Origin of the sequence: Xanthomonas sp. NCPPB 1128 (assembly GCF_001043115.1) — a bacterium.
GTDB lineage: Bacteria > Pseudomonadota > Gammaproteobacteria > Xanthomonadales > Xanthomonadaceae > Xanthomonas_A.
Window position 1 is genome coordinate 174593 of record NZ_LFME01000004.1, and the last position, 20697, is coordinate 195289.

15 protein-coding genes and 1 other RNA gene are annotated in these 20697 nt (G+C 69.3%); 7 read left to right on the plus strand and 9 right to left on the minus strand.

Features of this window, described 5'->3' with window-relative positions; genetic code table 11:
* Nucleotides 1-505: 505 nt before the first annotated feature.
* The 6 genes from ACP93_RS05065 to ACP93_RS21025 all read right to left on the minus strand — a co-directional run bounded on the left by ACP93_RS05065 (nt 506) and on the right by ACP93_RS21025 (nt 8616).
* Nucleotides 506-1945: a dihydrolipoamide acetyltransferase family protein gene (locus tag ACP93_RS05065; protein ID WP_048489677.1), complete on the minus strand. Its 1440-nt coding sequence runs from the start codon at nt 1943-1945 to the stop codon at nt 506-508.
* A complete protein-coding gene (locus tag ACP93_RS05070; RefSeq protein WP_048489678.1) occupies nt 1942-2292 on the minus strand; it encodes an SH3 domain-containing protein in 351 nt (116 codons plus the stop codon). Before ACP93_RS05070 ends, ACP93_RS05065 begins: the two co-directional genes overlap by 4 nt.
* 1 nt (nt 2293) lies before the next feature.
* Nucleotides 2294-3373 carry an alpha-ketoacid dehydrogenase subunit beta gene (locus ACP93_RS05075; protein ID WP_048489679.1) on the minus strand — a complete coding sequence of 360 codons (1080 nt, stop codon included), beginning with the start codon at nt 3371-3373 and terminating at the stop codon, nt 2294-2296.
* On the minus strand, nt 3366-4454 hold the full coding sequence (gene pdhA / locus ACP93_RS05080) for a pyruvate dehydrogenase (acetyl-transferring) E1 component subunit alpha (protein WP_048489680.1): 1089 nt from the start codon (nt 4452-4454) through the stop codon (nt 3366-3368). Before pdhA ends, ACP93_RS05075 begins: the two co-directional genes overlap by 8 nt.
* A 462-nt stretch (nt 4455-4916) precedes the next feature.
* Nucleotides 4917-8498: a lamin tail domain-containing protein gene (locus ACP93_RS05085; protein WP_048489681.1), complete on the minus strand. Its 3582-nt coding sequence runs from the start codon at nt 8496-8498 to the stop codon at nt 4917-4919.
* A 41-nt stretch (nt 8499-8539) separates the two neighbouring features.
* A non-coding RNA gene (locus tag ACP93_RS21025) (sX9 sRNA) lies at nt 8540-8616 on the minus strand.
* Between the two features lie 291 nt (nt 8617-8907).
* Between ACP93_RS21025 and ACP93_RS05090 the strand changes: the two genes are divergently transcribed.
* The 3 genes from ACP93_RS05090 to ACP93_RS05100 all read left to right on the plus strand — a co-directional run bounded on the left by ACP93_RS05090 (nt 8908) and on the right by ACP93_RS05100 (nt 12248).
* Entirely contained in the window at nt 8908-9822 is a 915-nt protein-coding gene (locus ACP93_RS05090) for a tryptophan 2,3-dioxygenase (protein ID WP_048489682.1), read from the plus strand.
* A 284-nt stretch (nt 9823-10106) separates the two neighbouring features.
* Nucleotides 10107-11630 carry a peptide MFS transporter gene (locus ACP93_RS05095; RefSeq protein ID WP_048489683.1) on the plus strand — a complete coding sequence of 508 codons (1524 nt, stop codon included), beginning with the start codon at nt 10107-10109 and terminating at the stop codon, nt 11628-11630.
* A 15-nt stretch (nt 11631-11645) separates the two neighbouring features.
* Nucleotides 11646-12248: a thioredoxin family protein gene (locus tag ACP93_RS05100; RefSeq protein WP_048489684.1), complete on the plus strand. Its 603-nt coding sequence runs from the start codon at nt 11646-11648 to the stop codon at nt 12246-12248.
* A 128-nt stretch (nt 12249-12376) separates the two neighbouring features.
* Here ACP93_RS05100 and ACP93_RS05105 read toward each other — a convergent pair whose 3' ends face one another.
* Complete coding sequence (locus tag ACP93_RS05105) at nt 12377-12859, minus strand: MarR family winged helix-turn-helix transcriptional regulator (protein WP_048489685.1); 483 nt, start codon at nt 12857-12859, stop codon at nt 12377-12379.
* Nucleotides 12860-13040: 181 nt separating this feature from the next.
* Here ACP93_RS05105 and hppD point away from each other — a divergent pair, with 181 nt between their 5' ends.
* The 3 genes from hppD to hmgA all read left to right on the plus strand — a co-directional run bounded on the left by hppD (nt 13041) and on the right by hmgA (nt 15941).
* Nucleotides 13041-14108 carry a 4-hydroxyphenylpyruvate dioxygenase gene (gene hppD / locus ACP93_RS05110; RefSeq protein ID WP_106407063.1) on the plus strand — a complete coding sequence of 356 codons (1068 nt, stop codon included), beginning with the start codon at nt 13041-13043 and terminating at the stop codon, nt 14106-14108.
* Between the two features lie 112 nt (nt 14109-14220).
* Nucleotides 14221-14631, plus strand: coding sequence for an endonuclease domain-containing protein (locus tag ACP93_RS05115; protein WP_048489687.1), 411 nt, complete (start codon nt 14221-14223; stop codon nt 14629-14631).
* Nucleotides 14628-15941 (plus strand): homogentisate 1,2-dioxygenase, encoded by a 1314-nt coding sequence (gene hmgA, locus ACP93_RS05120; protein ID WP_048489688.1) that lies wholly within the window; start codon nt 14628-14630, stop codon nt 15939-15941. Before ACP93_RS05115 ends, hmgA begins: the two co-directional genes overlap by 4 nt.
* Before the next feature lie 73 nt (nt 15942-16014).
* Here hmgA and ACP93_RS05125 read toward each other — a convergent pair whose 3' ends face one another.
* Nucleotides 16015-16521, minus strand: coding sequence for a hypothetical protein (locus ACP93_RS05125; protein ID WP_048489689.1), 507 nt, complete (start codon nt 16519-16521; stop codon nt 16015-16017).
* A 231-nt stretch (nt 16522-16752) separates the two neighbouring features.
* Between ACP93_RS05125 and ACP93_RS05130 the strand changes: the two genes are divergently transcribed.
* Nucleotides 16753-17439 (plus strand): hypothetical protein, encoded by a 687-nt coding sequence (locus tag ACP93_RS05130; RefSeq protein WP_048489690.1) that lies wholly within the window; start codon nt 16753-16755, stop codon nt 17437-17439.
* Between the two features lie 124 nt (nt 17440-17563).
* Here the strand turns inward: ACP93_RS05130 and ACP93_RS05135 are convergent, their stop codons facing one another.
* Entirely contained in the window at nt 17564-20683 is a 3120-nt protein-coding gene (locus tag ACP93_RS05135) for an efflux RND transporter permease subunit (protein ID WP_048489691.1), read from the minus strand.
* Nucleotides 20684-20697 lie beyond the last annotated feature (14 nt).

Consider the following 20697-nt stretch of genomic DNA (forward strand, 5'->3'; position numbering starts at 1 on the left):
CTCTATGTCGCTTCCGAGGCATTCGTTGCAGAAGAGCGTGAGCCCCGGCGATTTTTTGTTCGTCGCGTCGGGACTGAAGTCCCTCCCACAATGGTGCATCCGCTGCGTCTGATGCAGCAGATGCACGGCTTGGTGTGAGCAAGTCGGCTGATGTGCACCGAACGCATGCCGAAGCGATCGGCAGCGCCGATCCCAAACAGCCACATGGCGCTGGTCATTCACTTAGCGCTGGCCATTGCACTGTGGGAGGGGCTTCAGCCCCGACGCGCTGTGCTGGGGTTGCTCATCGGCTATCGCTCGGCGACGTGCAGAAGAGTGCAGAAAACGCGTCTCTCTATGTCGCTTCCGAGGCATTCGTTGCAGAAGAGCGTGAGCCCCGGCGATTTTTGTTCGTCGCGTCGGGACTGAAGTCCCTCCCACAATGGCGGTGCATCTGCTGCTACAGTCGCAGCAGATGCACCGCTTTGCGTCAGCCAGGTCGGCTGCTATGCAAGGAGTCCGTCGCTCAGCCCTGTAGCGCCAGGTCGTCGATCATCGCGCGCAGGAAGCGCGCCGCTTCGCCGCCGGTGCAGGCGCGGTGGTCGAAGCTCAGCGACAGCGGCAGGATCTTGTGCGTTTCCACGCCGCCCATCACCGGCACCAGTTGATGGCGGGCGCGGCCGGCGGCGACGATGGCCACGCATGGCGGCACCACGATCGGCGTGGCGTAGCGGCCGGCGAACATGCCGAAATTGGACAGCGAGATGGTGTAGCCGCTCAGCTCCGAGGCCGGAATGCTGCGCGCCTCCACCTGCTGGCGCAGACGGTTGATGCCTTCGCGCACGCCGCGCGCATCGAGCATGTCGGCATTGCGCAGGGCCGGCACGAACAGCCCGTCGTCGGTGTCCACGGCGATGCCGATGTCCACGTGCGCGTGCAGGGTGCGGGTCAGTGCCTCGCCATCGAACCAGGCATTGAGCGCCGGCACCGCCTGACAGGCGGCGACGATCGCGCGCACCAGGCGCCCGGTGGTGTCGTTGCCCGGCGTCCATGCGTGCAGGTCGGCATCGTCGTTGAGCGTGGTCAGCACCACCTGGCGCTGCGCCTCGGCCATGACCCGTGCCATGTTGCGGCGCACGCCCTTCAGCGGCTCGGGCTGGCCCTGCACGGCCACGCCGGGCGGCTGCGTGCGCATCGGCTTGCCGGCGGCGGAGAGCGGGGTGCGCGCAGGTGCGGCTTGGGGTGTGCGGGCTGTCGTAGGAGCGGCTTCAGCCGCGACGGCAGGACTGCGTGGCGTCGCGGCGGAAGCCGCTCCTGCAACGGCGCCGGCTTTCGCCGAGCCATCGGCCGCGGCCTGCTTGACGTCGGCCAGGGTGACCGCGCTGTCGGCGCCGCTGGCGCGCACCCGGCTCAGGTCCACGCCCAGCTTCTTGGCCAGGGCGCGCACCGCCGGCATCGCGCGCACGCCGCCGACCGACACGGCCTGCTCGCTGTGCACGGTGTTGGAGCTCTGCATCGCACCGACCACGGTGCCGGCATCGTCGCGCTCGCCTGCGGCCTGCGTGTTGTCGGCGTCGTGCAGTTCGCCGCCGTCGTCGGAGGCGACCACGCGATCGTCGGCCGCGGCAGTGTCCGCGCCGGCGCCCTTGCCGGACGTGGCCTGCGCCGTGCCGCCGTGGTGATGGCCGGTGTCCTGGCCTTCGGCGCGCTGTGGCAGGTTCGGGTCGGGCGCGAACTGCGCCAGCATGCTGCCGGTGACGACGATGTCGCCCGGCGCGCCGGCCAGCTTCAGCACCTTGCCGGACACAGGCGAGGGCACTTCGACCACCGCCTTGGCGGTCTCCATCGACACCAGCGGCTCGTCCAGCCGGATGGTGTCGCCTTCCTTGACGAACCACTCGACGATGGTCGCGTCGGGCAGGCCTTCGCCCAGGTCGGGCAGATTGAAATTCTTGGTTTGGCTCATGTGGTCTCTTCCAGCAGTTCCAGGTCGCGTGCCGGCAGCCAGCCCTGCACGCCATCGGCGCGCTCGGCCCACCACCAGTCGCCGTATTCGTGATGCAGGACGACGGTGTCGCCCTGCGCGGCATCGAGTTCGCGCGCGTCGTAGTCGCGCAGCGCCACGGCATGGCCGTCGCCGGTCGGCTGCAGCCAGGCCAGCGGTGCCCAGCCCGCGCTGCCGGCGGCGCCGGTGATCCAGACGAACGCCGGCCACTCTTCGTCGCGCACGCCCAGCGCGACCCGCTCGCCGGCGGCGATGCGGATCGGATGCGGATAGGCGGCGCGGTAATCGCTGATCAAACGTGCCTGCATATCAACCCGCGGCCATCGCCCGCTTGGCCGCGGCGACGATCTTGTCGGTACTCGGCAGGTACTTCATTTCCAGCCGGAACAGCGGGATGTGGGTGTCGTAGCCGGTCACGCGCTGCACCGGCGCGACCAGGTCGTACATCGACTGCTCGGCCAGGCGCGCGGCGATCTCGGCGCCGAAGCCGGCGCTGCGCGGAGCTTCCTGCACGATCACGCAGCGGCCGGTGCGCGCCACCGATTCGGCGATGGTGTCGAAGTCCAGCGGGCGCAGCGTGGCCACGTCGATCACTTCGGCGCTGATGCCGTCGGCGGCGAGCCGGTCGGCCGCCTCCAGCGCTTCCTTGACCTGCGCGCCCCAGGCGACCAAGGTCACGTCGGTACCGTCGCGCAGCACGAAACACACGTCCAGCGGCAGCGCCTCGCCGTCGTCGGCGACCACTTCCTTGTACTGCCGGTAGATGCGCTTGGGCTCCATGTAGATCACCGGATCCGGCTCGCGGATCGCCGCCAGCAGCAGACCGTAGGCGCGCTGCGGCGAGGACGGCAGCACCACGCGCAGGCCGGGCACGTTGGTGAAGATGGATTCGTTGGCTTCGCTGTGGTGTTCCGGCGCGCGGATGCCGCCGCCCCACGGCACGCGCAGCACCATCGGGCAGTGCAGGCGGCCGCGGGTGCGGGTGCGCAGGCGCGCGGCATGGCAGATCAGGTGATCGACCATCGGGTAGACGAAGCCGTCGAACTGCGCCTCGGCCACCGGCTTCATGCCCTGCGCGGCGAGGCCGACGCTGAGCCCGGCGATGGTGGTTTCGTCCAGCGGGGTGTCGAGCACGCGCTGGGCGCCGAAGCGCTGCTGCAGGCCGGCGGTGGCGCGGAACACGCCGCCGTTGACGCCCACGTCCTCGCCCAGCACCAGCACCGACGGGTCGTGCTGCAGTTCCCAGGCCAACGCCTGGGTCACCGCTTCGATCAGGGTAATGGGCGTGCTGGTCATCGGGCTGTCTCCGCGCGCGGTGGCGGCGCTGTGGGCGGTGCCGGCCGCAGACGCGGCGGACGTGTCGGCGAGGCGGGGGCTCAACTCATCCATGGCGCTGCTCCAGGGCGATGGCCTCGGCGCGCTGCGCGAGCAGGTCCGGTGGGGGATCGGCGTACAGGTAGTCGAACATGGCTTCCACCGGCTGCACCGGGGTTTCCAGGTAGGCGTTGAGTTCGATGTCGGCCAGGCGCGCGCATTCCTGCTTCCACGCCGCTTCCTCTTCTTCGCTCCACAGGCCCTGCGCGCTCAGCCAGGCGCGCAGGCGCAGCAGCGGTTCGCGTTCCCAGGCCTGCTTGACCTCGGCGTCGTCGCGATAGCGGCGCGCGTCGTCGGCGGTGGTGTGGTCGGACAGGCGGTAGGTCATGAACTCGATCACCGTGCCGCCCTGGCCGGCCAGCGCTCGCTCGCGCGCCTGGCGCATCGCCTCCAGCACCGCGATCAGGTCGTTGCCGTCCACCTGCAGGCAATGCAGGCCGCCGGCCAGGCCCTTCTGCGCCAACGTCTGCGCGCCGGTCTGCGCGTTGCGCGGCACCGAGATCGCCCAGCCGTTGTTGATCACGCACAGGATCAACGGCAATTGGTAGGCGCCGGCGGAGTTGAGCGCGGCATAGAAGTCGGTCTTGGACGAGCCGCCATCGCCGCAGGTGGCCACGGCCACCTGTTGCTCGCCACGCAGCTTGAAGGCCAGCGCGGCACCGGCGGCGTGCAGGCACTGGGTAGAGATCGGCACGCAGATCGGGAAGTCGCGGGCGGCGTCGGAATCGCGCTGGAAGTCGTTGCCGCGCTCGTCGCCGCCCCAGTACAGCAGCACTTCGCGCGGGCGCACGCCGCGCATGAACATGGCGCCGTACTCGCGGTAGCTGGGCGCCAGCACGTCGCCGCGGCGCATCGACGCACCGATGCCGACGTGGGTGGCCTCGTGGCCCAGGCAGGAGGCGTAGGTGCCCAGCTTACCGGTGCGCTGCAGGGCCACCGCCTTGCTGTCGAAGGTGCGCACGTACAGCATCTGCTTGAACAGCGCCAGCAGCGTCTGCGGGTTGGCCGAGTCGGCCGGAAGCGCGTCACGGACCGGCTGGCCGCCCGCGTCGAGGTACTGCAGGAACTCAATTTCGAACTGGGCGGCGATGCTCATGGCGATGGCGCTCTCGACAACAAGTTTCAAATGATATGAGTCGGCATGTTAAGGAAGCCGTGCACAAAAGCCGTCGTGCACCGCAGCACGCGGCGATGCCGTATCGCACAAGAAAAGCCTGGTCGCGCCGCGTTGCGGATTGATGGCGTTGGGTATCGACGATGTTGCAGTGCGATGCATGCCGTTCATGTGCGCGTGGGTGTCCACCGGTGGCGGGGGTCAATGCCCGCGGTGCGCTGCGCGTGTCGGCGAGGAGACATCGGGCAAGCACGGAAGGCGCACACGTGTACGCGCGGCGCGCGGGCGCCTCCCATCGCTTTTACGCCGTCATCTCGTAGGAGCGGCTTCAGCCGCGACGGGCTTTACCGGGAACGCCGTCGCGGCTGAAGCCGCTCCTACAACAAAAGCAAAAAAGGGCGTGGCCGCGAGGCCACGCCCTTCCGGTTGCCGCGGTCGCCGCGATCAGCGGCCGAACAGGCGCAGCCCCTCCACGCGGGTGCTGAAGCGCACGCTGTTGTCGCTCGGATCGGCATCGGCCGAGGTCGAGCCGGCGCTGGCGCCGATCACGATCTGGCGGTCGGTCGGCAGCGGCCGCGTCGCCAGGCTCAGGCGGAATGCGGCGCTGGCGCCCGGCGCCAGGTCGGCGCCGCTGCGGCACTGGAAGCGCGCGCTGCGCAGGCCGTGGCTCTGCCGCACGCACTGCCAGCCGCGCGGCGGCACCAGCGCAGTCAGCGCGGACAGGGTGCTGCCGTCGATCTCCACGCTGGCGCCCTGCACCGGCGCATTGCCGTGGTTGCGCACGGTAATGCGGTAGTCGGCGAAGAAGGCGAAGAACGGCAGCGTGGCCGGGCCGTCGATCGACACCGCCAGGTCGCCGGCCGGGCGCGCCTGCACCGCCACCGTGGCGCTGCCGCCGTTGTCGCCGGGGTTGGTGTCCTCGGTCTGCGAGGCCACCGACGCGGCCAGGCTCAGGCTGCGCCCAACCAGGGCGGTGCCGGCCGGCACCGCCACATCGAAGCGCGGTGTGGCGCCAGCGGCGAACTGCGCGGTGCTGCAGGTGACCACGGTCTGCGCGGCCACCTCCGGCGCCGCGCAGTCCCAGCCCGGGGCGGCGGTGACGCTCGGGGCCACCGCCGCGTCCATGGCGAAGGCGACCGCCGCGGCGCGCGCCGCGTCCGGGCCGGCGTTGGCCAGGGTGATGCTGTAGCGGATGGTGTCGCCGGCGTAGACCGACGCGTTGGCGGCGCTCACGCGCAGGCTCAGGTCGGCGCGCTCCAGCGGCTTGAGCTTGATCAGCACCACCGCCGGGTCGTGGTCGGACAGCCGTGCCGGCGAGTTGGCGTCGTTGCGGGCCACCGCCGGGAAGTCGGCGTTGAGCCGCGCATGGGCTTCGCTGAGGCCGGCGATCTGCGCCGAGCGCATCAGCGCGCGGTTGGCGAGGATGTGGTCCAGCGACTGCACGTTGCCGTCGTAGGCGTAGGAGTAGCTCTGGTCCGGCGTCGACAGCAGGGTGAGGTTGTACAGCGCCGGATCGACCAGGGTGGCGCCGTCGCCGGCGACCACGGTCTGCGCGTCGGGTGCCGGCAGGCCGGTGATGGTGCCCATCGCATCGACGTAGCCGTCGTTGAACTCGAAGGCGTTGAAGTCGCCCATCACCAGCAACTGCTCGGTGGGATCGGCGGCTTGCCGCGCCTGCAACAGGTTGGCCAGGAACACCGCCTGCGCCTGGCGCTTGGCGCGGATGCGCTGGCCGCTGGCGTCGTCGGTCTCGGCGCCGTTGAGCGAACGCTGGTGCACCTCGACCACGGTCAGCGGCAGCGCGCGGCCGTCGGCGAAATGCACCACCGCCTTCAGCAGCAGCGGCGGGCGGTCGTTGAGCAGGCTGACGGTGCCGCTGGGTTCGGTCCAGGTGGCTGCCTTGCCTTCCTGGCTCACCGAGACCACCTCGACGCGGGCGATGCCGGCGCCGATCTGCGCGGTCTTGACCAGGAAGCCGACGTCGATACCGCCGACGTCGTTGCCTTCCTGCAGGTAGGCCACGTACTGCGGATCGGGCTGGCCGGCGGCCACCGCGTCGCGGTTGACGCGGTCGGCCAGGGTCTGCAGCACGCTCAGGTTCTCGATCTCCACCGTGCCGAGGATGTCGGGGGTGTTGAGATAGTTGCGGATCGCCAGCGAGGCCTTGTTGAGGCGTGCCTGGTAGGCGGCCGCGGTCAGCACCGGTTCGCCGATCGCCGGATCGTTCTGGTCGTCGAAGAAGCGCTCCATGTTGTAGGTGGCGATGTTGACGTCGTCGGCCTGCGGCGCGGGGGCGGCCTTGGGCTGGTCGGCGCCGTTGCACTGCACGGTGGGCGCGGTTTCCGGGTAGATCGTGTAACGGCGGAAGCTGTAGTCCAGCGGGCCGCTGACGCCAAGCACGGTGCAACCGGCGGCCACGTCGATGCGCTCACCGCCGAGACCGGCGCTGCCGACCGCGATCACCTGCGGGCTGGTGTTCCAGCGCGGCACGTCGCTCGGCGAGCCGGCCGGCAGCGCGTCGGGCTGCTGCACGCCGGCGGTGCGCCAGGCGCGCGGCAGGCCGGTGACCACCGCATGGAACACGCCATTGCTGGTGGCGCTGGCGTTGGTCTCGTTGACGTTGCCCAGGGTCGGCGTGTTGACGGTCAGGCTGGGCACGGTGACGCGCATGCCTTCCAGGCGCTCGAGCTGGTCGTAGGCGCCGTTCGGGTCGGGGAAGCGGGTGGTCAGCTCGACCGCGGCCGGCAGCGGGTTGCCGGTGGACTGCAGCAGCACGGTCGGCGAGGTGAGCTCGGTCAGCGGCGGCTGGCTGGGGTCGGTGCTGGGCACGTATTCGACCACCGTGGCCTGCACCCGCACCGCATTGCCCACCGCGGCCTCGGCCGGCGGCGCACTGCCGGTGTAGACGTAGATGCCTTCGGAGGTGAGCGGGTCGGCGTCGGCCTGGGCGTCGGGCGTCTGCAGGAAGAAGCCGGCGCTGCGCCGCGCGGTGACGATGCCGCTGGTGGCGACCACCTGGCCGACCAGCGGCGAGCGCGCGCCGTTGCCCTGGATGCTGTGGATCGGCACCAGGTTGAAGTCGTCGTTGAGGATCACCCCGCTGGCGGTCAGCGTGGACGGCAGCGCGCCGCTGACCCCGCTGATGTCGAGGTAGAAGGTCTCGTCCGGTTCGTTGCTGGTGTCGCCGTTGACCAGCACGCGCACCTCGGCGCTGCTCTCGCCGGCCGGGATGGTCACCTGGGTCGCGGCCAGTGCCTGATAGTCGCTGCCGGCAGTGGCGGTGCCGTCGCGGGTGGCGACGGTGAAGCTCACGCCGGCGCTGCCGGCCGGCTGGCTCAGGGTCACCGTGAACACGAACGCGGTGCTGCCGCTGTCGCCCTCGGCGCGGCTGACGTTGGCCACGCTGGCCACCGGCAGGTTGCCGCCGCCGCACAGGCTGACCGGCGCGGCGCTGTTGCGCGGGGTCGGCGCGCCGGTGGCGAAGTCGGCGTTGTTGTTGTCGCTGTCGGTGCAGCCGCCGTTGCCGCGCAGCACCGCCAGGGTGTTGCTGGGCGCGGCGGTCGGGGCGCTGCCTTCGGCGCAGCTGGCGCTGCCGCCGTAGCCGACGAAGTCGGCGTTGCCGGCCGGGCAGGCGCCGCTCAGCGCGGCGCTGCTCTTGCTCAGCGCGATCTTGCCGGCGCTGCCGCTCATGGCGATGGTGCCGGTGGCGTCGGGCGTGGGCAGCGCGGTGCTGCCGCCGCTGCCGTCGGCCTGCTTGACCAGGTAGTAGCCGCCCGGCGCGATGCTGCCGCTCAGCGTGGTGACCTGCCAGCTGCTGCCGGCGGCCGAGGCGTACTGCACCGACCAGCCGGCCAGGCTCACCGCCTCGCTGCCGTTGTTGTGCAATTCGACGAAATCGCTCTTGTAGGTGGCGCCGCTGTTGCCGCCACCGCCATAGACCTGGCTGATGACCACCTGCGCCTGGGCGTACCCGGCACACCCCAACGCGCACGACAACACTGCAGCTCGAAGCAGCATGGCTCGCATGAACAAGATCTCCCCATTCCTTGAAGACGTGGACTAAGAGTGGCTAACGAAACGTCGCGAGCAGTCGCCAGGTGGGGTGCGGACGGCGCGGAGAAACCGCCATGTACAAGTGGTACATGAGGATTCCGAGCACCGTCCGCGCCCGCCTGGTGGCTACGCAGCAGGTTTGTTAGCCGCTCTTACGCAGATGAACCGACGGCGCCCCCAGCGCCGCCGACGATTGTGCCGGAGTTTGTCAGTGTGTGCTGACCAATGTGTGACACACATCGCTGCCGGTGCCGGGCGGACGCACTGCAGGGCGGGGCAGGGGCGCTGGGCGTCGCGCCGGGGCGCACCGGGGTCGGCAGGCTCGGCCGCTGCGCGTCGGCCGCTGCGGTACCCTTGCCGGCCCGCAACGCCCACGCCGCCCATGCCCGTCGAACAGAACCAGCGCCCGCTCGAAGCCGGCATCCACACCGACCTGGAAGGCCGCCTGACCTATGGCGGCTATCTGCGCCTGGACCGGCTGCTGTCGGCACAGCAGCCGCTGTCGAACCCGCCGCACCACGACGAACTGCTGTTCATCGTCCAGCACCAGACCTCCGAGCTGTGGCTGAAGCTGCTGGCGCACGAGCTGGGCGCGGCGATCGCGCACCTGCAGCGCGATCAGGTGTGGCAGTGCCGCAAGGTGCTGGCGCGCAGCAAGCAGGTGCTGCGCCTGCTGACCGAGCAGTGGTCGGTGCTGGAGACCCTGACCCCGTCCGAGTACATGGGGTTCCGCGACGTGCTGGGCCCGTCCTCCGGGTTCCAGTCGCTGCAGTACCGCACCATCGAATTCATGCTCGGCAACAAGAACGCGCAGATGCTGCCGGTGTTCGACCACGACCCGCAGGGCCAGGCGGCGCTGCAGGCGGTGCTGGAGGCGCCCAGCCTGTACGAGGAATTCCTGCGCTATCTGGCCCGCTTCGGCCATGCGGTGCCGGCGCCGTACCACGCCCGCGACTGGCGCCAGCCGCATGTCAGCGACCCGCTGCTGCGCCCGGTGTTCGAGCGCATCTACGAGAACACCGACCGCTACTGGCGCGAGTACTCCCTGTGCGAGGACCTGGTGGACCTGGAGACCCAGTTCCAGCTGTGGCGCTTCCGCCACATGCGCACGGTGATGCGGGTGATCGGCTTCAAGCGCGGCACTGGCGGCTCCAGCGGCGTCGGCTTCCTGCAGCAGGCGCTGGCGCTGACCTTCTTTCCGGAGTTGTTCGAGGTGCGGACGTCGGTGGGGCTGGAAGGCAGGGACCCGGAGGCCGGCGATGCGACGGCGGCGGCGCAGGGATCGTCCTCGCAGTAGCGTGCCGGGCACGCGCATAGATACACGCGGCGTCGCACGGGGACGGACCGAGCCGGCGCCGATCCAGGCGCGGCCCGGCCATGTTCGTGTGCAGCACGACATGCCTGCGCGGCCATCGCGTCGCCGCCTCAAAACCACGGTGTTGCGGGGCGCTGGCCAGGAAATCAGGGCCTGCAGGCCGTCTGGGATTTGACGCCACGCCGTCGCTCGGTGATCCTCGCCCGTTGCCCGGCCTGGCCGGACGCACCGCCCCAGCCCATCCTGAATACGCAAGGGAACACCGCATGAGCGTTGACGTCGTCGCGTCGAACCACCCCGCCTCACCGCAGCCGCCGTCAGCGCAACCGCCCGAATTCAAGACCCTGCTGGGGCATCCGCGTCCCCTGTGGATGCTGTTCATGACCGAGTTCTGGGAGCGCTTCGCGTTCTACGGCATTCGCTGGGCGCTGGTGCTGTACATCGTGGCGCAGTTCCACGGCGGCCAGGGCACCGGCCAGGCCTCGGCCAGCGCCACCTACGGCGCGTACCTGGCGCTGGTGTACGCGGCGGCGATCTTCGGCGGCTACATCGCCGACCGGGTGCTCGGCTACCAGCGCTCGATCCTGGTCGGCGCCGCGGTCATGTCCACCGGCCTGTTCCTGATCTCCGTGCCCAACCCGCAGATCTTCGAACTGGGCCTGGCCACCGTGGTGGTCGGCAACGGCCTGTTCAAGCCCAACATCTCGACCATGGTGGGCAAGCTGTACAGCGCCGCCGATCCGCGCCGCGACAGCGGCTTCACCATCTTCTACATGGGCATCAACCTGGGCGCGATGATCGCGCCGTGGCTGACCCAGCAGCTGGCCGAGAAGGTGTTCGGCACCGAAGCGATGCCGTCCTACAAGATGGTGTTCATCGCCTCGGGCATCGGCATGCTGATCAGCCTGGTGTGGTTCTGGTTCGGCCGCCGCCAGCTCAAGGGCATCGGTGCGCCGTTGCCGGGCGGTGCCGGCGGCATGCGCGTGGTCTACGTGCTGCTGGGCATGCTGGTGGCGATCCCGGCGGTGTATCTGGCGCTGGCCGCCGGCGCCGAAGTGCTGCAGTGGATCCTCAGCACCATGTTCGTGGCCCTGGCGATCATGCTGCTGGTGGAAGGCATCCGCAACGGCAAGGTGGCGCGCGACAAGGTCATCGCGATGCTGATCATCTTCGCCTTCAACGTGCTGTTCTGGATGTTCTTCGAGCAGGCCGGCAGCTCCTTCACCTTCCTCGCCGACGAGATCGTCAACCGCCAGTTCGGCGACTGGACCTTCCCGACGGCGTGGTTCCAGTCGGTCAACTCGCTGGCGATCATCACCCTGGCGCCGATCATCGCCTGGATCTGGGTCAAGGCCGGCCGCTTCAATCCGTCGATCTCGCGCAAGTTCGCGCTCGGCCTGATGTTCAACGGCCTGGCCTTCCTGCTGCTGATGTTCGCGCTGTCGAGCCTGGTCAACGACGCCGGCAAGATCCCGTTCTGGACGCTGTTCATGGTCTACGTCATCCAGTCGGTGGGCGAGCTGTGCCTGTCGCCGATCGGGCTGTCGATGGTGACCAAGCTGGCGCCGCTGCGGCTGGTCGGCTTCGGCATGGGCGGCTGGTTCCTGTCCACCGGCATCGGCAACAACCTGTCCGGCATCTTCGCCAGCCATGTCAGCGGCGAAGGCGGCATGACCGTGTCTTCCGCGCTGGGCGGGTATACCTTCGGGTTCTGGGCGCTGCTGGGCGCCGGCGTGGTGCTGTTCCTGATCGCGCCGTTGATCAGCAAGCTGATGCATGGTGTGAAGTAAGCTGAGGACGAGGTAATGGCGATGAACAAGACGATCTGCGCCGCGCTGGCGGCGATGCTGGCGTTGAGCGCGTGCGGGCAGACCGCGGCGCCGCCCGACGCGCAGGCGCCGGCCAAGCCGCTGGACACTTCGGTGCAGAAGCCACCGGTGGCCGACCCCAACCAGCCGGTGGCCTCGGGCAATACCCCGGCGGCCGCCGACATCGCCGCGGCCAAGGCCCTGGGTGCGCAGTTCGATCCGCAGCGCAACCCGGCCGACGACCTGGAGACCGCCATGGTCGAGGCCAAGCGCGGCGGCAAGCGCATCCTGCTCGACGTGGGCAACGAGGCCTGCGACTGGTGCCACACCCTGGACACCTTCATCGAGGGCGATGCGGAACTGCGCAGCTTCCGCGACGCCAACTTCGTGTGGGTCAAGGTCAACGTCAGCGACGCCAACAAGAACGAGGCGTTCATGGCGCAGTACCCGAAGATCGTCGACTTCCCGCACCTGCTGGTGCTCGACGCCGACGGCAAGCTGCTGCACTCGCAGGTGGTCGGCGACCTGCAGAAGGGCAAGGACTACGACCGCAAGAAGTTCTCGGACTTCCTCAAGGAATGGGCGCCGCCCAAGCCCTGAGCGGCGGCGAAGCGCGCTTTTCGTAGGAGCGGCTTCAGCCGCGACGGAGCGTTACTGGGAACGCCCGGTCGCGGCTGAAGCCGCTCCTACAATGTTTTTAAGGCCCGCCGTTCGCGGGCCCCGGCGCCTCAGCGCCCGGTCATGCTCGGCAGGCCCTCGGCCGCCAGGCGGTCGATCAGCCGGTTCAGCAGCCGCTGCTCGTCCTCGTTGAAGGGCGCCAGCAGGCGCCGTTCGCACTCCAGCACCATCGGCGCCACCACCTGGTACACCTCGACCCCGGCCGGGGTCAGGTGCAGCACCGAGCGGCGGCGGTCGTCGCCATGGGTCTCGCGCTGGATGAAGCCGCGCGCCAGCTGCCGCGCCACCGCCCGGCTCACCGCCACCTTGTCCATCGCGGTGCGCTCGGAGACCTCGCCGGCCGACAGCCCGGGATACAGCGCCAGCACCGCCATCACCCGCCACTCGGTCACCGCCATGCCATAGCGCTCGCCATAGACGCGGGCGATGTTGCTGCTGATCCGGTTGGACAGCACGCTGATCCGGTACGGCAGGAACCGTTCCAGATCCAGGGAGGGCGAGTCGGGCGTGGAAGCGGGCGTGGCGATCGTCATGCTGCATTGCACCTTGCTGGTGGTTTCACTTGTAACTACAACGGAGGATACTACGGCCATTCTCGCGAGTCTGGCGTCCGTCCGCACCCGAAATTTCGGCCCGGCCGCCGCGACCCCGTCCTCCAGGAGACGCGTCATGAGTGCACAACCGCAACATCCGTCGCAGCCGGCCAACCTCGGCATGCAGGTCACCACCTTCGAGAACCCGATGGGCATCGACGGGTTCGAGTTCGTGGAGTTCGCCGCGCCCGCCGGGCAGGGCGAGCAACTGCATGCGTACTTCCGCAGCATGGGCTTCACCGCGGTGCTGCGCCATCGCCAGCGTGCGATCACCGTGTACCGCCAGGGCGGGGTCAACTTTCTGGTCAACGAGGAACCGGATTCCTTCGCCGCCGATTTCGCTGCCGCGCATGGTCCCTGCGCCTGCGGTTTCGCGATCCGCTTCCGGCACCCGGCCGACGCAGTGTTCGCCAAGGTGCTGGAGAACGGCGGTGAAGCCATCGCCGACAAGGCCGACACCCGCGCGGTGCCGGCACCGGTGGTCAAGGGCATCGGCGACTGCATGCTGTACCTGGTCGACCAGTACGGCGAGAAGGGCTCGGTGTATACCGAGTTCGAGCCGGTGCCCGGCGCCGAGCAGCACCCGGCCGGCTTCGGCCTGACCTTCATCGACCACCTGACCCACAACCTGTACTTCGGCAACATGCAGCGCTGGTCGGACTATTACGAGCGCCTGTTCAACTTCCGAGAGATCCGCTACTTCGACATCAAGGGCGCCAAGACCGGGCTGGTGTCCAAGGCGATGACCGCGCCGGACGGCGTGGTGCGCATCCCGCTCAACGAATCGTCGGATCCGAAGAGCCAGATCAACGAGTACCTGGACGCCTACCGTGGCGAAGGCATCCAGCACATCGCCTGCTTCACCGACGACATCTACGAGACCGTCGAGCGCATGCGCGCGGCCGGCGTCGAATTTCTGGACACCCCGGACACGTATTTCGACGTGATCGACCAGCGCATTCCCAACCACGGCGAGGACGTGGCGCGGCTGGCGCGCAACAAGATCCTGATCGACGCCGACCTGGAGACCAAGCAGCGCAAGCTGCTGCAGATCTTCACCCAGAACTGCATCGGCCCGATCTTCTTCGAGATCATCCAGCGCAAGGGCAACGAAGGTTTCGGCGAAGGCAACTTTCAGGCGCTGTTCGAGAGCATCGAGCGCGACCAGATGAAGCGCGGGGTGCTCTGAGGGCGGGTTCTGACTGCGAGCGGATGCTGACAGCGAAGCGCGGAGAGTTCCGATAGCCGCGTTAGCCCCTCTCCCACCGGGAGAGGGGTTGGGGTGAGGGTACGGTTGGGTCATGGAACTCAGGCCGCCATTGCCCACAACCACATTGAGAAACGCCCGCGGTTTGCGCCGTGATATGACCGATGCGGAAAGAAAACTCTGGCGCCACCTGCGAAACGGAGGCCTGCTTGGTCTGAAATTCCGCAGGCAGCATCCGATGCCGCCTTACGTCGTCGATTTTTATTGCGAGGCGTTGAAGCTTGTCGTTGAACTGGATGGCTCGCAACATTCGGAAGCGGCCGACGCCGAGCGAACGCGTTACCTGCAGTCGCAAGGGATGCACGTACTGCGTTTCTGGAACAACGATGTGATGCTGCAAGCTGATGCGGTCCTGGAGACGATTCTGTACTTCGTCGGTGCCCGTACCCTCACCCCAACCCCTCTCCCGATGGGAGAGGGGCTTTCAGAAGAGCCCTCTTCATGAACATCCAACCCAACGGCTACATGTCCGGCTTCGGCAACGAATTCGCCACCGAGGCGGTGCCCGGCGCGTTGCCGGTCGGGCAGAACTCGCCGCAGCGCGTGGCCCACGGCCTGTACGCCGAGCAGTTGTCGGGCACTGCGTTCACTGCGCCGCGCGGCGTCAACCGCCGCAGTTGGCTGTACCGCATCCGCCCGGCGGTGGTGCACGGCGGCTTCGCCGCCTACGACCGCGCCGGCGCGTTCCACAACGACTTCCAGCGCGGCCCGGTGCCGCCGGACCAGTTGCGCTGGAGCCCGCTGCCGCTGCCGCTGCCGCTGCCGGAGACGCCGGTGGACTTCGTCGATGGCCTGTATGCCATGGCTGGCAACGGCTCGGCCGAAGCGCAGCATGGCGTGGCGGTGCACCTGTACGCGGCCAATGCCTCGATGCAGGGCCGCTTCTTCTACAACGCCGATGCGGAAATGCTGCTGGTCCCGCAACTCGGCCAGCTGCGCCTGTGCACCGAACTGGGCACGCTGGAGGTCGCACCGCAGGAGATCGCGGTGATCCCGCGCGGCGTGCGCTTCCGCGTGGAACTGCCCGACGGCCCCGCGCGCGGCTACGTGTGCGAGAACTTCGGCGGCCTGTTGCGGCTGCCGGACCTGGGGCCGATCGGCGCCAACGGCCTGGCCAACCCGCGCGACTTCCTGACCCCGGTGGCCGCGTACGAGGAGGACGAGGGCGACTTCGAACTGATCGCCAAGTTCCAGGGCCATCTGTGGCGCGCGCCGATCGGGCATTCGCCGCTGGACGTGGTCGCCTGGCACGGCAACTACGCGCCTTACAAGTACGACCTGCGCCGCTTCAACACCATCGGTTCGATCAGCTTCGACCATCCCGATCCGAGCATCTTCACCGTGCTGACCGCGCCCAGCGATACGCCCGGCACCGCCAACATGGATTTCGCGATCTTCCCGCCGCGCTGGCTGGTGGCGCAGCACACCTTCCGGCCGCCGTGGTTCCACCGCAACGTGGCCAGCGAGTTCATGGGCCTGGTGCATGGCGTCTACGACGCCAAGGCCGACGGTTTCGCCCCGGGCGGCGCGTCGCTTCACAACGGCATGAGCGGGCACGGCCCGGACGCGGCCACCTTCGACAAGGCCTCGCAGGCCGACCTGTCGCGGCCGGACGTCATCGCCGACACCATGGCCTTCATGTTCGAGACCCGCGCGGTGCTGCGCCCGACCGCGCAGGCGCTGGACGCCGCACATCGCCAGCGCGACTACCAGCAGTGCTGGCAGGGCCTGCGCCGGCATTTCCGAGCTCCCTGAGCGGGCGCCGGCGCGGCCGCGTCGTTCCGGCTGGTGCCGAGGCTGCCAATGCCACGGACGACGGCGCTGCCGCTCAGGCGGCCTCCGCCGCGACCGCCAGCGCGCCGTGTAGCGATGCCGGCAGGATCTCCAGTACGCGCTCGTGGATGCGTTGCGCGTAGCGCTCGGAGGTCATCTCCGGCATCGTGCGCAGCGCCAGCGCGACCGCGCGCAGGGTGTCCTGCTCTTCGCGCGCGGCACGCAGTTGCAGCTGCAGCGCCGGCGAGGCTGGATGCCGCTGCAGTTGCAGCAGGTCCAGCAGATACATGCGTGCATTGAGCAGGGCGCGACGCGGGTCGGCCGGTGGTGGTGGCGCGCTCGCGGCCACCGTTGCGGCGGCGACGCTGCGGCCGTCGTCCAGGTAGCCCTGCTCCAGCAGCCCCTGCACGATCGCATCGGCACCGCGGCCGCCCAGCGTGGCCAGTTCCTCGACGCTGCGCTGGCCGTCGGCCAGGATCAGCACGCGTCGCTGGCGCATGTCCAGCGGCGCATCGTGCGATTGCAGTGCCGCAAGGGCGAGGGCGGTCTTGCGCGGATGCATGGCAGCGGGGTCGGTAGGCGCTCAGCGTGGCGCAGCGCGGTGAAATGCCGATGACAGGTGCGATGCGCTGGCGTGTCGGTGCCGCTAGCCGGCTCGCCATCGACATGGTCGAACGCGCGATCCGGGACGTGGTGCTCGGCCGCGCTTGCTCGGCAGCGCGTCGCCGTCGCCGTGCCGTGCAGCGCGAGGGCATGCACGCTAGCCTATGCGCTGGTCCAGCGAGGAAGTGCGATGAAGCTGATTCAACCAGGCGTGGCGGTATTGCTGCTCGCGCTCGTGGCCTGCGACCGGCAGCCGCCCGCGCCGCCGGCCGCGCCTCTCACACCGTCCGCGCCGGCGCAGGCTCCGGCTCCCACCGCGGCCGACGACGGCGGCTTGCCGCCGCCGGACATCGACCAGCCCGACGGCGACGTGCCGCCGGCGCAGGCGCCGGCCTCGGCGCTGCCACCGGAACTGGCCGCGGGCGATCGGCAGCTGGCGCGCATCGACGGCTACGGCGATCTGCGCCTGGGCATGTCCGCGGCGCAGGCGCGCGCGGCCTGGGGCGGGGAACTCGACGGCCAGCCCAGCGCCGGCAGCAGCTGCTACGTGCTGCGTCCGCGCTGGGCCAAGGGCAACCACCAGTTCGGCCTGATGGTCGAAGACGACAAGCTGGTGCGCTACGACGTGCGCACCGCCAAGGAGACCGCGCCCGGTGGCGGCAAGGTCGGCATGGACCTGGCGAAACTGCGCGCACTGTACGCCGGCCGCGTGGAAGAGCAACCGCACAAGTACGTCGAAGGCGCCAAGATGCTGCGCGTGCGCGGCGAGTCCGGCCAGCCCGGCGTGCTGGTGTTCGAGACCGACGCGGCCGGCAAGGCCGTCGCCTGGCGCGTGGGCCTGCCGCCGCAGGTGGATTACGTGGAGGGCTGTGGTTGAGGTGCGGGGATTGGGGAGTCGGGATTAGGGATTCGTAGAAGCGGCTTTACCTAGAGGCTGAGGCGCATCGGGTCACGACAGTCCTAGCGTTGTAAGGATGCCCGCTTTTGCGAATCCCAAATCCCTAATGCCGAATCCCCGCCGCAAGCTGGCGCCGCTCGCGCCGGCGTGCGCGGCGCGCGTACCAGCGCTCGCGCAGGCAGGAGAAGATCACGTACAGCGCCGGGGTGCTGAGCAGGGTCAGGCTCTGCGAGATCAGCAGGCCGCCGATCATCGCGATGCCGAGCGGGCGGCGCAGCTCCGAGCCTTCGCCCAGGCCCACCGCCAGCGGCACCGCGGCCAGGATCGCCACCATGGTGGTCATCATGATCGGGCGGAAGCGCACGATGCAGGCCTCGCGCGCGGCCTCCAGCGGGGTCTTGCCGTGCTCGCGCTCGGCGACCAGGGCGAAGTCGATCATCATGATCGCGTTCTTCTTGACGATGCCGATCAACAGCACCAGCGCGATCATCGAGATCACCGACAGTTCGGTGCCGGTGACCCACAGCGCCAGCAGCGCACCCATGCCCGCGGCCGGCAGGGTGGAGAGGATGGTCACCGGGTGCACCAGGCTCTCGTAGAGCATGCCCAGCACGATGTAGACCACCACGATCGCGGCCAGCACCAGCACCAGCATCGAGTTCGGCTGCAGCTGCACGCCGAAGCCGCCGCCGTCGGCGATGCGGATGTCGCCGGGCATGCGCAGCCCGGCCACGGTGGCGGCGATGATCGCATCGCCCTCGCCGGTGCTCACGCCCGGCGCCAGGTTGTAGCTCAGGTCCATGGTCGTGTACTGGTTCATGTGGGTGATCTGCGACGGCGCCAACCCCGGTACCTGATGGGCGACCGCGGTCAGCGGGATCATCGTGCCGTTGCGGGTGGGCACGTAGATGCGGTCCAGCGCCGCCGGCGTTGCGGTCTGGTCCGGCAGCGCGTTGACCACCACGCTGTACTGGTTGAGGTCGGAGTAGATGGTGGAGATCTGGCGCTGGCCGAAGGCGCCGTACAGCGCACCGTCGATGGCGCCGACCGACACGCCCAGGCGCGCGGCCAGGGCGCGGTCGATGACGATGTTCTGGCGCAGGCCGGCATTGTCCACGTCGGTGCCGACATCGCGCAGCTTGGGGTTCTGCTTCAGCGCGGCCTGCAGCTTGGGCAGCCACTCCTGCAACTGCGCGTTGTCGTTGCCCTGCAGCGAGACGCGGTACTGCGCGCCCTGGCTGGTGCCGCCACCGCCGTCGCTGGGCAGGTCCTGGATCGCGCGCAGGCGCAACTGCAGGTCCGGGTAGCGATCGGCCTTGGCGCTGAGCCGCGCCAGCACCTGCGCGGTGGTGTCGGTCCGGCCTTCGTCGCGGCGCTTGAGTTCGATGTTGAAGCTGGCGCTGGAGCCCTGGCGGCTGCTGCCCAGGCGCGCGCCGACGATCTTCACCGCCGGGTCGGACATCAGCATGTCGGTGATGCGGCGCTGGCGGCTGACCATGTCGGCGAAGGACACGGTGGCGCTGGAGGTGGCGCGTCCCCAGATCAGGCCGGTGTCCTGCGCCGGGAACGAACCTTTCTTGACCGCGCCGGCCAGGAACACCGTCGCCGCGATCAGCAGCAGCGGGGTCAGCGCCAGCAGCAGCGCGTGGCGCAGCGAGAAATCCAGGGCCACGGTGTACACGCGCAGCATGCGTTCGTGCATGCGCTCCAGCCAGGCGCCGAAGCGGCCGGGCCGTTCCGGCTCGGCGTGCGCGGACAGGAAGCGGCTGCACAGCGCCGGGGTCAGCGTGAGCGAGACCACCGCCGAGACGCAGATCGCCGCGACCAGGGTGACGGTGAACTCGCGGAAGAACACCCCGATCATGCCGCTGGCGAACAGGATCGGAATGAACACCGCCACCAGCGAGGCGGTGATCGAGACGATGGTGAAGCCGATCTCGCGCGCGCCGGCCAGCGCCGCCTCCAGCCGCGACATGCCCTCGTCGAGGTGGCGCATGATGTTCTCGATGACCACGATCGCATCGTCGACGACGAAGCCGATCGCGATCACCAGCGCCAGCAGGCTCAGGTTGTTGAGGGTGAAGCCCATCACGTGCATCGCCAGCGCCGCGCCGGCCAGCGACAGCGGCACGGTGGCCGCGGCGATCAGCGTGGGCGCCAGCCGGCGCAGGAACAGCGCCATGGTCAGCACCACCATCGCCAGGCTGATCATCAGCGTGGCCTGCACCTCGTTGAGCGAGGCGCGGATGGTCGGGGTACGGTCGAAGTACGCCGTCATCCTGGTGCCCGGCTGCAGATAGGTGCGCAGCATCGGGATCTCGGCCTTGACCCGGTCCACGGTCTCCACGATGTTGGCGCCGGCGCGGGTGAACACGTACATCACCACTGCCGGCTTGCCGCCGAACCAGGCCGCCTGGTAGGCGTCCTGCTGGCCGTCGTAGACGTTGGCGATGTCGCGCAGGCGCACCGTGCGGCCCTGCTGCTGGCGGATCACCACCTGGCCGAAGTCGGCGGCCTTGGCCACCGCATCGTTGGCGACGATGGCGGTGGTGGTGGCGCCGTCGCTGAGGAAGCCGGTGGGCGAGGTGACGTTGGCCGCGCGCACCGCATTGCGCAGGTCGTCAGGGGTCAGGCCCATGGCGTTGAGCGCACGCAGATTCACGTCCACCCGCACCGCTGGCGTGGAAGCGCCGCCGATGTCCACCGAGGCCACGCCGGTGATCTGGCGCAGACGCTGCGCCAGCAGCGAATCGGCGACGTTGTACAACTCGTCGGCCGATTGCGTGTCCGAGGTAAGGGCGATGGCGATGACCGGATCGTCGTTGGGATTGGCCTTCTGGTAGCGCGGCGTGGCCAGCCCCGAGGGCAGGTCGGCCTGCGCGGCGTTGATCGCGGTCTGCACGTCCTGCGCCGCCGAATCGATGTTGCGGCTGCTCTGGAACACCATGAATACCTGGCTGTTCCCCTCCGAGCTGGAGGAGCGCATGGTGTCGATGCCGGGCACCTGGCCCAGATGCCGCTCCAGCGGCGCGGTGACCGTGGCGGCCATGGTCGAGGCGTCGGCGCCGGCCTGGCTGGCCTGCACGAAGATCACCGGGATCGAGATGTTCGGCAGCGCCGCCACGCCCAGGCGCAGGTAGCACATCATGCCGATCACGAACAGGCCGATGGCCAGCAGCGCGGTGCCGATGGGGCGGCGGATGAAGGGCGCGGAGATGTTCATGGGGCCGGGATTGG

What these genes read in the sequence shown, in the direction of transcription:
- ACP93_RS05100 (WP_048489684.1), top strand. Translation starts at nt 11,646, where the DNA reads ATGGCGATGAACAAGACGATCTGCGCCGCGCTGGCGGCGATGCTGGCG.
- hppD (WP_106407063.1), top strand. Translation starts at nt 13,041, where the DNA reads ATGCAGGTCACCACCTTCGAGAACCCGATGGGCATCGACGGGTTCGAG.
- hmgA (WP_048489688.1), top strand. Translation starts at nt 14,628, where the DNA reads ATGAACATCCAACCCAACGGCTACATGTCCGGCTTCGGCAACGAATTC.
- ACP93_RS05135 (WP_048489691.1), bottom strand. Translation starts at nt 20,683, where the DNA reads ATGAACATCTCCGCGCCCTTCATCCGCCGCCCCATCGGCACCGCGCTG.
- ACP93_RS05125 (WP_048489689.1), bottom strand. Translation starts at nt 16,521, where the DNA reads ATGCATCCGCGCAAGACCGCCCTCGCCCTTGCGGCACTGCAATCGCAC.
- ACP93_RS05065 (WP_048489677.1), bottom strand. Translation starts at nt 1,945, where the DNA reads ATGAGCCAAACCAAGAATTTCAATCTGCCCGACCTGGGCGAAGGCCTG.
- ACP93_RS05085 (WP_048489681.1), bottom strand. Translation starts at nt 8,498, where the DNA reads ATGCGAGCCATGCTGCTTCGAGCTGCAGTGTTGTCGTGCGCGTTGGGG.
- ACP93_RS05090 (WP_048489682.1), top strand. Translation starts at nt 8,908, where the DNA reads ATGCCCGTCGAACAGAACCAGCGCCCGCTCGAAGCCGGCATCCACACC.
- ACP93_RS05070 (WP_048489678.1), bottom strand. Translation starts at nt 2,292, where the DNA reads ATGCAGGCACGTTTGATCAGCGATTACCGCGCCGCCTATCCGCATCCG.
- ACP93_RS05075 (WP_048489679.1), bottom strand. Translation starts at nt 3,373, where the DNA reads ATGGATGAGTTGAGCCCCCGCCTCGCCGACACGTCCGCCGCGTCTGCG.
- ACP93_RS05105 (WP_048489685.1), bottom strand. Translation starts at nt 12,859, where the DNA reads ATGACGATCGCCACGCCCGCTTCCACGCCCGACTCGCCCTCCCTGGAT.
- ACP93_RS05095 (WP_048489683.1), top strand. Translation starts at nt 10,107, where the DNA reads ATGAGCGTTGACGTCGTCGCGTCGAACCACCCCGCCTCACCGCAGCCG.
- pdhA (WP_048489680.1), bottom strand. Translation starts at nt 4,454, where the DNA reads ATGAGCATCGCCGCCCAGTTCGAAATTGAGTTCCTGCAGTACCTCGAC.
- ACP93_RS05130 (WP_048489690.1), top strand. Translation starts at nt 16,753, where the DNA reads ATGAAGCTGATTCAACCAGGCGTGGCGGTATTGCTGCTCGCGCTCGTG.
- ACP93_RS05115 (WP_048489687.1), top strand. Translation starts at nt 14,221, where the DNA reads ATGGAACTCAGGCCGCCATTGCCCACAACCACATTGAGAAACGCCCGC.